Origin of the sequence: Devosia sp. (assembly GCF_040509215.1) — a bacterium.
In the GTDB taxonomy this organism is placed as follows: domain Bacteria; phylum Pseudomonadota; class Alphaproteobacteria; order Rhizobiales; family Devosiaceae; genus Devosia.
This window is the reverse complement of sequence record NZ_JBEVLL010000181.1, coordinates 1-11472: the sequence shown is the minus strand read 5'-3', so window position 1 is coordinate 11472 and position 11472 is coordinate 1. Positions and strand designations below refer to the sequence as shown.

Sequence of the window (11472 nt, the reverse complement as noted above, 5' to 3'; positions counted from 1 at the left end):
AATCGCGGGGCGCAGGACCTCGTTACTGCGGCCAAGCAGCGTTGCGCCATGCATGTGGCCGGAGAGGCCGATGCCGCGGACCTTGGCCAGTTCATTGCCATGGGCCGCCTTCAGCTTGTCGATGGCCTCTAGGGTTGCCTTCCACCAGTCGGCAGGATTTTGCTCCGACCAGCCGGGATGGGGCCGGACTGGCTCCACAGCTGCGGCGGAGGCTTCACCCAATGCGCGGCCATGCGCGTCGATCAGCAGCGCCTTGACGCCGGAAGTGCCGATATCAATACCAAGATAAGTCATGAGGCACGTACCTCAATTTCGGATAGGCGAAACATAGCGTAGTCCTCCCAACACCGCCATTGTCGTGATCGGCGATTTTCTAACGCAAATTGTCGCGCAGGAAAATCCCGATTTCAATGGGATTGATGTCGCCCAGTTGCCGGCCCCCCAGTGCCAAAGTGCGCGCAGCCGCAATGGCCTCGCGAATTTCGCCATCGGGGTTCTGGTCCAGAATCACGTCGATGGCGCCTGACTGCAACCCGCGCCGCGTCGGCTCGGTCAGCTCATGGGCGATGACGCGAATATGACCGGCGCGCGACGAAGCATCAAGGGCTGCAACGAGCCCGGCATTGCCGGCGCCCAGATTATAGAGGCCAGCAAGATCGGGGTACCGGTTCAGCAGATCGCCGATGATGTCCTGGGTTTCGCCACGCTCATCGTGACCTTCCACCGGGCCGATGATTTCGAGCCTGGGAAATTCGTCCGCCAGCACGGTCCGAAACCCGGCCAGGCGATCAGCATGGTCGCGCAGGTGGAGCGAGCCGGCAATGACGGCGATCTTGCCACCCTGGGGCAGGAACCGACCCATCAGCGAGGCGGCGGTACGGCCGGCCGCGACATTGTCGATGCCGATAAAATGGCGGCGCTGCGTGCCGGGCAGGTCGGACACGAGTGTCATCACGGCGATGCCATTGCGACTGGCATTGTCCACGGCCTCGCGCACGGAGGCTTCGTCGCTCGCCACCACGATCGCGCAGTCGCAATGGCGCGGATCGAGCGCATCGAGGCTTTGCGCCAGAGCCTCGCCATCCAGTGCGCGGACGCGACGGATGTCGAGGTGAATGCGATCGGTCAGAGCCGAGCCCAGCCGCCGATCGACAGCATCGGCAAGGCTGGCCATGAATTCATTGGAGCCATCCGGAATGATGAAGGTGAATTTGAGATCGCGGGCGCGGGCCAGAAGCGAGGCGCCGAGGTCGCGCTGAAAGCCGATTTCGGCAATGGCGGCCTCGACCTTTTCGACTGTCTGGGCCCGGACGCCGGGCCGGCCGTTGAGGACGCGATCCACCGTGGCGAGCGAAACGCCGGCGGTCCTGGCCACGTCATGAACTGTGGCGCGGCGCTTCAAACCGATCTCGTCCACATTGCGTCCTTCTGCCATTGTTTCGCGCAAGCTTCGGCAGGTGAAGGCAAAAGGTCAAGTGCGACATTGCGGAAGCGCCGCGAGGCGCGCTACAGCTTGCCGGGTTCATGAGGAGGGCAGTATGGCCATAGCGGTTTCCACTTTCGGCGAATTCAATGGCAAGAGGGTGGATCAGTTTCGCCTCCAAAGCGTCACCGGCGTCACGGTTGACCTGATCGGCTATGGCGTTGCCGTACGGGATTGGCGCGTGCCGGTCGAAGGTGGTGAGCGCTCCGTCGTGCTCGGGTTCGACAGCATGGATGCCTATGCCCAGCACAGCCCGCATTTCGGTTCGCTGGCCGGGCGCGTTGCCAATCGCATTTCGGGGCCATCGTTCGAAATCGACGGCAAGACCTACGAGTTGCCGGCCAATGCAGGCGACCTGCAATTGCATGGCGGCGATGAAGGCCTGGGACGGCAGGTCTGGGACGGTCAGGTGGACGAAGGCAACAATGCCGTGCGCTTCACGCATTTTTCGCCCGATGGCGCCATGGGCTATCCCGGCAATGTCAATTTTGCCGCGACCTACAGCCTGCATGGAAACAAGCTGCGGCTCGAACTGACCGCCACGACCGATCGCGCGACGCCGATCAGCCTCGTGCAGCATCAGTATTTCAATCTGGGCGAGACGGAAAACGTGCTCGACCACACGATCCAGGTCAATTCGAGCGCCTATACGCTGCTTGGCGACGATCTGGCGCCGACTGGCGCCATCCTGCCGTCGCGCGGCACCCAGTATGACCTGCGCCAGGCTCGCACCATGCGCGATGCCGGTGGCGCTGCGGTTGATTATGATATCGGCATGGTGCTCGACACGGGCCGCAAGCATGCCGACCCGATCGCCACGGTTGTTTCGCCAGCTAAGGATCTGACGCTCAAGATTTGGTCTGACCGGCCGGGCGTGCAGGTTTATAACAGTGTCTGGACCGACATTCCGGTGCCGGGGCTCAATGGCAAGCACTATGGCAAGCATGCCGGCTTCTGCCTCGAAGACCAGAATCTGGCGGATGCGCTGCACAATCCGCACTTCCCCAACATCATTCACACCCCGGAACGGCCCTATAGCCACTGGTGCGATATCGAAATCGCATAACACCGGCTCGCGTGAGCTGACATCAGGGGCCGCATGATCCAAGGGACCATGCGGCCTTTTTCATTCCCTGTGACAAGATCAAAACATGAACAAAATTCTTGTTTTGGCGGCGAAAATCTGGCAACCAGATTGGCCTTGCGGGAGGGGAATGCATGGACAAGACCGAACGGCTTTTCGCCATCATGGATGCCCTGAGGCGTCATCGCCGGCCGATCACGGCTGCGGCTCTGGCCGACGAGCAGGGCGTTTCCGTGCGCACGCTTTATCGCGATATCCAGACCCTGATCGGGCTCGGCGCGCCGATCGATGGCGAGGCGGGCATCGGCTATATGCTGAAACCCGGCTTTTTCCTGCCCCCGCTGATGTTTTCGCCCGAAGAACTGGAGGCCCTGGTCTTGGGCGCCAGATGGGTGGAAACTCAGCCGGATGACGGGTTGGGTGCGGCAGCGCGCAATGCGCTGGCCAAGATTGCCACGGCCTCGCCCGAAGATTTGCGCGACCGGATCAGCGACACGGCACTGTGGCCGGTGGCCATCTGGGGCGGGCGCAAGCCTATTCCGGTGCTCGCCGACATACGGCTGGCGATGCGCCAGGAGCGGGCCGTGACCATCGACTATGAAGACGAGCAGGGGCGGGCGACCTCGCGCACCCTTTGGCCGGTGGGGCTCGCGTTTTACGAAGGCAAGCAGACCATTGCTGCCTGGTGCCTGTTGCGGCAGGATTTTCGCAATTTTCGGACCGACCGGATCGTCAACCTGATCATCACCGAGGAGCGCTATGGCAAGCGCCGCGCGGCGCTGGAGCGAGAATGGCGCGATAGCTGGTCGCGGGATCACCGGGCGCAGGCGGGCGAAGGGTAACCGGACGGATTCACGTGAAACACGGCTGTGCTAAAGGCCGATGTTTCCAATGTCGGCAAAGATATCGGGATCTATGAGGCCGAAGGCAAAACCGGCGATCCAGAGCAGATGCACGCCGGACATCAGCAGCGTTGTCGCGACATATCCCGATTTGCGCGTCTTGTGCCGAAAGGCCTCCTGGCCGAGCAAGCCGCCAACGATGCCAAAACAAAGGTCGATCCCGAGCAGCGTGACTTCGCTGGTACGCCATTGCCCGCTTTCGGCAGATTGCTTGTCGCGGCCATAGGCGAGGAATGAGACCAGACCCATGGCGAGGTAAAGGCCGGCAAGGAGCCAGGGCAGGTGGTCGAGGAAGAGCCCAAAAGCGACCAATGCTGCCATGAGGATGGCTAAATAGAGCCGCCAGCCAGGGCTGGTTCGGGTCTCCGTCCCGCGCCGCAACTGGGCGAACGAGGGTTTGGGATTGGCGCCAAGGATCGAGACCGAGCGCGCTTCCAGCCGTCCGTCCCTGCCTTTTCCGAGCGCAAAGGAGACGGGATCGCCGACGCGCGGGCGCGTTGCAATGCGGCGGATATTGGAGATATGGACGAAATAGCGTTCGCCCTTATTGGTCTCGATAAAACCAAAGCCGCGATCGTCGTTCCACTGCACCAGTTCGCCGCGCTGCAACACCGTCTCCCGGGCGTGATTTCGCAATCTCAGAAAATGGACTGATGGACCGGCAAATTGGTCAATGGCGGAAAGCCGCTTTCCAGATAGTCCCAAAATCCCTGGCGCAGGATGTCCGGGAAGACATGGCCTGTCGGCAGCGCATCGCGTGAGAACCAGCCAGCTTCGCTGATGCTTTCCCCTTCGACCGGATTGGCCGTGACGTCGATCTCGCCGCTGACATAGTCGGAGAGGAACCAGAATTTCAACATGCGCCCGCTCCCCTCGATCAGGTGATCGACGGCGACGAGACTATGCGCCCTGACCCTGAGGCCGGTTTCCTCAAAAGCCTCGCGCTCGGCGGCTTGGTGAAGTTCCTCTGTGCCTTCGACGCCGCCGCCGGGACCGGCCCAAAAATCGTGAATGCCGGGCCGAAAGTGGCGGACGAGCAGGATTTTTTGATCGCGCAAGGCAAGGACGCCGGCAGAAATGCGGTGTTGCATGCAGAAAACTCCGGACGATCAGGCGGCGCCGAAATTGAGGCGGTAGCTCAAGGCCTCGGCAATATGGGGCCGGGCCACCTTATCGACGCCGGACAGATCGGCAAGCGTGCGGGCAACCTTGAGGACGCGGTGATAGGCGCGGGCCGAAAGATTGAAACGTTCGGCGGCCTGCAGCAGCAGGGTCTGGCTTTCCCGATCGGGTTCGACCAGCTTTTCGATCAAGGTGGCGCCGGCCGCGGCATTGGTGAGAATGTCGGGTACGCCGGCCGCCTCATAGCGCTGGCGCTGGCGTTCGCGGGCGGCCGCGACGCGCTTGGCGACGGCAGAAGAGGGTTCGGCTGTGCCGACGGCGCCGATCATGTCAGTAGCGGAAACGGCCGGGACATCGATACGGATGTCGATGCGATCAAGGAAAGGGCCGGAAACGCGGGCCTGATAGTCGGCGGCGCAGGCATTGCCGCGCTTGCAGATGTGACCCGGCGTACCGGCCATGCCGCATTTGCAGGGGTTCATGGCGGCGATGAGCTGAAAGCGGCTGGGATAGGTGACGCGGGCATTGGCGCGGGCAATGACCGTTTCGCCGCTTTCGAGCGGTTGGCGGAGGCTGTCCAAAACGCTGGGGCCAAATTCGGGCAATTCGTCAAGGAAAAGCACGCCGTTATGCGCAAGCGTCGCTTCGCCCGGCCGCACTTTCAGGCCACCGCCGACAAGCGCAGCCATGGAGGCGGAATGATGGGGTGCGCGGAAGGGACGACGGTCGGAGAGGGCGCCGCCGGCCAGTTCGCCTGATATCGACTGGATCATCGAAACATCGAGCAATTCGCGCGGGCTGAGCGGGGGAAGGATCGAAGGCAGGCGGGCGGCCAGCATGGATTTTCCCGCGCCCGGCGGGCCGACGAACAGCAAATTGTGGCCGCCGGCTGCGGCGACCTCGAGCGCGCGACGCGCAATAGTCTGGCCGCGCACGTCGGCGAGGTCGGGCAGGGCGGAGGCGTCGATCAGTTGGCGCGCCGGCTTCGGACGCGCCTGCAATTGCCGGCCGACGAGGTGATTGACGAGTGCGAGGAGGCTATCGGCGGCGACGATGTCGATATCGTCATTGGCCCAGGCGGCTTCGGGGCCAGAGGCCGTTGGGCAGATGATGCCGAGATCGCGCGACGTCGCGGCAATGGCGGCGGGTAGCACGCCGCCGACATGGGCCAGACGCCCGTCGAGCCCCAGTTCGCCCAGGACCAGAAAACGATCCAGCGCATCCTGCGGGATGGCGCCCATGGCGGCCATCAGGCCAAGGGCGATTGGAAGGTCGTAGTGACTTCCTTCCTTTGGCAGATCGGCGGGCGCGAGGTTGATGGTGATGCGTTTTGGCGGGAGGCCGAGGCCCGAGGCGACGAGGGCGGCGCGGACGCGTTCACTCGATTCCTTCACTGCCTTGTCGGGCAGGCCGACGACGAGAAATTTGGAGAGGCCCGGCGCAATCTGCACCTGCACATCGACCGGCACGGCCTCGATGCCCTGGAACGCCACCGTCGCGACGCGCGTCACCATGTGGAATGCCCCCAAACCCCTCACAACGCTAACAGAAGGAAAGGCCGAGTCAAGAACGGAGAGCGAACAAAGAATGGTCTATTAACCATGCACGCTGCCACATTGGTTACCCTAAACCTCCGTTAACCGCGCCATGTTGAATCAAAGGCTCAGTTTGTCTTTCTGACCCGAGTGTATTGATGGCCCGCGCCTTCCGTTTGCCCGCCTCCGTTTCCGCTCTGTTGCGCAACGCCGTGATGGGCCTGGCGGTCACAGCCCTGGCGGCCTGCGCCACCGGCGGCGGGCTTTATGGCGCCATTCCGGGCGATAATCGTCCGCATGCGGCGGTCGATCGGGCGCGAACCATGCCGGTGCAGGGCATTGACGTGGCGCGCTATCAGGAAAATGTCGATTTCGCCAAGGCGCGCGCCGCGGGGACGCATTTCGTCTTCATGAAGGCGACCGAAGGCAAGGACTATGTCGATCCCAATTTCCGCACCAACTGGCAGCGTGCGCGCGATGCCGGCATGCCGCGCGGCGCCTATCACTTCATGACCTGGTGTTCCCTAGCCTCGGAACAGGCCAACTGGTTCGTGCAGAACGTGCCGGCCGACCCCAGCGCCTTGCCGCCAGTGCTCGATCTCGAGTGGAACAATCATTCGAGCTGCAAGGTGAAGCCGAGCAGGGCGGATGCGCTCGAAAAGGTCCGGCTGATGCTCGAGGTGATGGAGCGCCATACCGGCAAGCTGCCGATCATCTATACCGACATGAATTTCCACCGCGACGTGCTCGCCGGCGAATATTTCCCGAACACATTCTGGCTGCGCTCGACCGCCGCCGAGCCGCATGAGCGCTACGAAAATCGTCCCTGGACCTTCTGGCAGTACACTCAGACCGGCGTGGTCCCGGGCGTGCGCGGCGAGGTCGATCGTAATGTGTTCTACGGATCGACCAATGACTGGCTGATGTTCCTGTCGACAGGCTGCGATCCGCGCGCGATTGCGGCACTGGCACCGACCGGGCGCTGCCAGTTCGCAAAATAACTTAGCCGCCCAAGAGACCCGAAGCCTTGATGCCGTCGAAAACGAACTGCACGGCCAAGGCGGCGAGCAGGATGCCGACGACGCGGGACACCACCGACAGACCGGTGAGGCCCAGCATACGCTGGATCGGCATGGCGACGAGCAGGGTTAGCCAGGCGATGGCCAGGATGACCACGATGGCGGCGATGACGAGCCAGAATTCGGCATCGGTGCGGGCGCCGGTCGTGAGCAGGATGACGGCGCTGATGGCGCCGGGACCGGCCAGCAGCGGCATGGCGAGCGGGAAGACCGAGATATCGTTGGCGTGACGGGCTTCGCTCTCTTCCTCGTCGGTCGTGCCGGTGCCGCCCGAATGGCGGGCAAAAACCATGTCGATGGCGATCAGAAGAAGCAGCACGCCGCCGGCCGTACGCAGGGCCGGGATGGTGATACCGAAAACTTCAAGGATCACATTGCCGAGGAAGGCGAAGAACAGCAGGATCAGCAGCGCGATGACGACGCCGCGGGTCGCAAAGGTGCGACGCTGAGCGGGGGTGTTGTCCTTGGTGAGCGCGGCGAAGATGAAGGCGATATCGGCGACACCCACGGTCGCAAAAAGCGTCGCGAAAGCGACGAGAAAAGCCGAAGTGTCCACGAATGTCCCCGCAAAACCCAAAGCTGACTTCTAAGGGATTTGCGGGGTGTCGCCAAGCTCAGCTCAGGCGCGGCGCTTTTCGATGGCGTCCCAGATAAGGACGGCGATGTCGGGGCCGCCGAAGCGCTTGATTTCGCGGATGCCGGTGGGGGAGGTGACGTTGATTTCGGTGAGGTAGTCGCCGATGACGTCGATGCCCACGAAGATCATGTCACGCTCTTTGAGCGCCGGGGCGATGGCGGCACAGATTTCCTTTTCGCGCTCGGTGAGCGGGGACAGTTCGGGGCGGCCGCCGACATGCATGTTGGAGCGCGCTTCGCCTTCGGCCGGGATGCGATTGAGACCGGCCACCGGCTCGCCATCGATGATGATGATGCGCTTGTCGCCCTTCCTCACATCCGGAAGGTACTTTTGGATCATGAACGGTTCGGGATAGGCATTTTCGAACAGTTCAATGAGCGAATTGAGATTGTGGTCGCCTTCCTGGATGAAGAAGACGCCCGCGCCGCCATTGCCGTAGAGCGGCTTGACGATGATGTTGCCGTGCTCCTTGCGGAAAGCGTGGATTTCAGTGCGGTCGCGAGTCACCAAAGTCGGCGGCATCAATTCGGGGAAATCGGTCACGAGGATCTTTTCCGGCGCATTGCGCACGGCGGAGGGCGGGTTCACCACAAGCGTCTTGGGGTGCAGACGCTCGAGAATATGGGTGATGGTGATGTAGTTCATGTCGAAGGGCGGATCCTGACGCATCAGGATAACATCCTGCGTCGACAGATCGACACGCTTCGATTCACCAAGGGTGAAATGCTGGCCCTTTTCGGCGTCGGTCACCGTGATCGGCTGGACGAGGGCGGTGACCACATTGTCGCGCAAGGACAGGGTATTGGCCGTGTAGTGCAGCAGTTCGTGGCCGCGGGCCTGGGCCTCGAGCATCATGGCGAAGGTCGAGTCGCCGCGCGGATTGATGGTGGAGACGTGGTCCATCTGGACGGCGATTTTTAGCATTTTTGTCCCTTGTTTAGCGGGGTCACACCGAAACGGCGGTCAGGCACCCGCATCGAACGCGTTGATGAGATGGCGCGGCCAGCGACCGGGCGCAAGGAAAATTACGTCGAAGCGGCAGGTCTTTTCCGCTTCGCGCGGGTGGCGCGCAAGCCAATGCTCCGCGGCTCGCACAATGCGCGATATGTTGACGGCTTCGAGGGCCTCGGCTTCCAGCAAATGGGTGGCGCGGGTTTTGACCTCGACGAAGGCGATAGTGCCATTGCGTTCGACGACGAGGTCGATTTCCCCGATCGGGGTTTTGTAGCGGCGGTTTCTGATGCGGTAGAATTTGAGCCGTAGGAAAAGCGCTGCCAGCGCCTCGCCGCGGTGGCCACCGCGTTCGGCAATCTGCCTTTTATTGCTTGGCCTTGAGGGCGAGGGCGGCATCGTAGACTTCTTTGCGTTTCAGGCCGTAGCGGGCGGCGATTTCGTCGACCGCCGAGCGCACCGGCTGATCGGCCATAGCGGCGAGGAGGGCGGCCTGCCAGTCTTCGGCGGCGGGAGCGCTCGGTTCATCTGCACCAGCGACGACGATGACGGCCTCGCCCTTGGTTTCTTCGCCTGCGAATTTTTCCGCCAATTCGGCAAGCGTTCCGCGAAAAGTGCGCTCAAAGCGCTTGGTCAGCTCGAGGCTGACGGAGGCCTGGCGGGGGCCAAAGACTTCGGCCATGGCGGCGAGGGCGTCGTCGAGGCGGCGGGGAGACTCGTAAAATACCAGTGTTTCACGTGAATCCACCAGCTTTGCCAAGGCGTTAGTGCGGGCGCCGGATTTGGGGGGCAGGAAACCGTGGAAAGCGAAGGCGTCGGTGGGGAGACCGGCGACGACGAGAGCCGACAGAAGGGCGGAGGCGCCGGGGATGGGGAAGACGGGGAGATTGGCTTCGGCGAGGGCCCGGATGAGGGGGAAGCCGGGGTCGGAAAGGAGTGGGGTGCCGGCATCGGAAATCAGGGCGATGGCTTCGCCTGATGCGATGCGGGAGACGATCTCTTCGGCGCGGGCGCGTTCGTTATGTTCATGTAATGGCTGGCGTTTTCCGCGGATGCCGTAGTGGTCGAGGAGCTTTGCGGAGGTTCGGGTGTCTTCGCAAAGGACGATGCTGGCGGCGGAAAGGGTTTCGAGGGCGCGAACGGTGATGTCGCGCAGATTACCGATGGGGGTCGAGACGACGTAGAGGCCGGCGGCAAGCGGCGGGGCGCTAAAGGGCGAGCCGGCAATGAAATATTCGGCTTTGGGTTCGGTCACGCCGGAAGCTCCTCGGGTTGAGACTTGCTTAACGAAATGAGGGCAGTTTGTTAACAGACTGTGAGCATCTCGGACCGCATTCATGAGTTTTGGTCAGGCAAATGCCAAATGGCGGCGCGGCGTATTGGCGCTCGTGCTCGGCATGGCTTTGGCCTCGTGTTCTACAGGCAGTTTTCAGATCGGTTCGCGGACACTGGGCTGGGGTGAACCCGCTGGCAATGTCGGTGGTGGGAACACTGGCACGTTGACGCCGACGCCGATGCCGCAATCGGGTGGCGAGCTGTTCGGGCGCGGGCCGGTGCCGGTGGCGCTGCTGTTGCCGCTTTCGGGGGATCAGTCTCTTGCGGCGGTCGGGACATCGCTCGCCAATGCTTCAAAGCTCGCGGTGGCGTTTATCGAAGCCAATCCAAACATAGCCGAAAATATCACCATCACGCTACGCGATACCGGGGATAGTCCTGCTGGAGCCATCAACGCCGCCAATGCAGCCGTGGCGGGCGGGGCAAAGCTGATCCTCGGGCCGCTGAGGGGTGACCAGGTGGCGGCGGTGGCCAATGTGGCGCGGGGCGCCGGGGTGCCGCTGATCGGGTTCTCGAACAATCCAAACACGGCCGGGCAGGGGGTGTATCTCCTATCCGTGTTGCCCGACATGGAGATGAAGCGCGCCCTGACTTACGTGAAGGCACAGGGACGGCGCGGTTTGGCCGGGGCTTTTCCGGCGACGCCTTACGGCGAGGCGCTGGCGACGGCATTCCGGCAGCAGGCTGTTGCGGCAGGGTTTGGAGCGCCGGCCGTCTACACGTTCTCCGGGCCGGGTGAGGCGGCGCAGATCGTGGCGCAGGCCAAGCAACAGATCGATCGCGGCATGATCGATACCTTTTTCATTCCTGAGCGGGCGAGTGCGCCGGCATTTGCGGCGGCGCTGGCGAGCGCAGGCGTGACCGGGGATGCGGTGCAGATTGTCGGGTCGGCGGATTGGGCGGGTGACGCCACGATCAATTCCACGCCGGGATTGGCGGGGGCGGTCTATCCGGCGGTCGATGAGGCTGGGTTCAACGCCATTGCCGGGGACTATCAGGCCAAGTTCGGATCGCGGCCGCATCCGCTGGCGACGATTGCCTATACGGCGACGATTTTGGCCAATGTGAATACGCTGTCCATGGCGAGCCCGCCGTATAATCCGGGGCTGTTGACGGGCGCTTCCGGGTTCAATGGGCGGGATGGGGCGTTCCGGTTTTTGACCAATGGCCGGGCGGAATATGCGCTGGTGGTGAAGAAGGTGGGGGCTGGTGGGGCTGCCACGGTGGATGGGGCGAAGCTTTAGACACCCTCACCCGTCTCGGCCTGCGGCCGATCCACCCACACCCCGAGGGGGCGAGGAATAAGAGGTGGTCGCTGAACTGTTCTTCTACCCGTCGGGGAGA

The 11472-nt window shown here is 62.8% G+C and carries 13 protein-coding genes; 4 read left to right on the top strand and 9 right to left on the bottom strand.

Translation table 11 applies throughout. The features are described from left to right. Window positions 1-294: FGGY family carbohydrate kinase (locus ABW043_RS10100; protein WP_353921085.1), on the bottom strand; the 294-nt coding region annotated here is incomplete at its 3' end. Between the two features lie 79 nt (window positions 295-373). After that, entirely contained in the window at window positions 374-1435 is a 1062-nt protein-coding gene (locus tag ABW043_RS10095) for a LacI family DNA-binding transcriptional regulator (protein WP_353921084.1), read from the bottom strand. A gap of 103 nt (window positions 1436-1538) precedes the next feature. Here ABW043_RS10095 and ABW043_RS10090 point away from each other — a divergent pair, with 103 nt between their 5' ends. Continuing rightward, window positions 1539-2549 carry an aldose epimerase family protein gene (locus ABW043_RS10090; RefSeq protein ID WP_353921083.1) on the top strand — a complete coding sequence of 337 codons (1011 nt, stop codon included), beginning with the start codon at window positions 1539-1541 and terminating at the stop codon, window positions 2547-2549. A 152-nt stretch (window positions 2550-2701) separates the two neighbouring features. After that, entirely contained in the window at window positions 2702-3409 is a 708-nt protein-coding gene (locus tag ABW043_RS10085; RefSeq protein WP_353921082.1) for a helix-turn-helix transcriptional regulator, read from the top strand. 30 nt (window positions 3410-3439) lie between these two features. Here the strand turns inward: ABW043_RS10085 and ABW043_RS10080 are convergent, their stop codons facing one another. From ABW043_RS10080 to ABW043_RS10070, 3 genes are read right to left on the bottom strand one after another with little or no spacing between them, the layout of a single operon-like run. Continuing rightward, the gene (locus ABW043_RS10080) at window positions 3440-4078 is read right to left on the bottom strand and encodes a DUF1294 domain-containing protein (RefSeq protein WP_353921081.1); all 639 of its coding nucleotides are present in this window, start codon (window positions 4076-4078) and stop codon (window positions 3440-3442) included. Between the two features lie 29 nt (window positions 4079-4107). Next, on the bottom strand, window positions 4108-4560 hold the full coding sequence (locus ABW043_RS10075) for an NUDIX domain-containing protein (RefSeq protein WP_353921080.1): 453 nt from the start codon (window positions 4558-4560) through the stop codon (window positions 4108-4110). Window positions 4561-4578: 18 nt separating this feature from the next. Further along, a complete protein-coding gene (locus ABW043_RS10070) occupies window positions 4579-6105 on the bottom strand; it encodes a YifB family Mg chelatase-like AAA ATPase (protein ID WP_353921079.1) in 1527 nt (508 codons plus the stop codon). 179 nt (window positions 6106-6284) lie between these two features. Between ABW043_RS10070 and ABW043_RS10065 the strand changes: the two genes are divergently transcribed. Further along, the gene (locus ABW043_RS10065; RefSeq protein WP_353921078.1) at window positions 6285-7127 is read left to right on the top strand and encodes a glycoside hydrolase family 25 protein; all 843 of its coding nucleotides are present in this window, start codon (window positions 6285-6287) and stop codon (window positions 7125-7127) included. Window position 7128: 1 nt separating this feature from the next. Here the strand turns inward: ABW043_RS10065 and ABW043_RS10060 are convergent, their stop codons facing one another. The 4 genes from ABW043_RS10060 to rsmI form a co-directional block, all read right to left on the bottom strand. Further along, entirely contained in the window at window positions 7129-7761 is a 633-nt protein-coding gene (locus ABW043_RS10060; protein WP_353921077.1) for a MarC family protein, read from the bottom strand. 63 nt (window positions 7762-7824) lie between these two features. Further along, window positions 7825-8766 carry a glutathione synthase gene (gshB, locus tag ABW043_RS10055; protein ID WP_353921076.1) on the bottom strand — a complete coding sequence of 314 codons (942 nt, stop codon included), beginning with the start codon at window positions 8764-8766 and terminating at the stop codon, window positions 7825-7827. Window positions 8767-8805: 39 nt separating this feature from the next. Then, window positions 8806-9192, bottom strand: a complete 387-nt coding sequence (locus tag ABW043_RS10050; RefSeq protein ID WP_353921075.1) for a YraN family protein — start codon at window positions 9190-9192, stop codon at window positions 8806-8808. Continuing rightward, the gene (rsmI, locus tag ABW043_RS10045) at window positions 9161-10048 is read right to left on the bottom strand and encodes a 16S rRNA (cytidine(1402)-2'-O)-methyltransferase (protein WP_353921074.1); all 888 of its coding nucleotides are present in this window, start codon (window positions 10046-10048) and stop codon (window positions 9161-9163) included. The genes ABW043_RS10050 and rsmI overlap by 32 nt, the downstream gene beginning before the upstream one ends. Window positions 10049-10130: 82 nt before the next feature. Between rsmI and ABW043_RS10040 the strand changes: the two genes are divergently transcribed. Next, window positions 10131-11372 (top strand): penicillin-binding protein activator, encoded by a 1242-nt coding sequence (locus tag ABW043_RS10040; RefSeq protein ID WP_353921073.1) that lies wholly within the window; start codon window positions 10131-10133, stop codon window positions 11370-11372. Window positions 11373-11472: the final 100 nt, after the last annotated feature.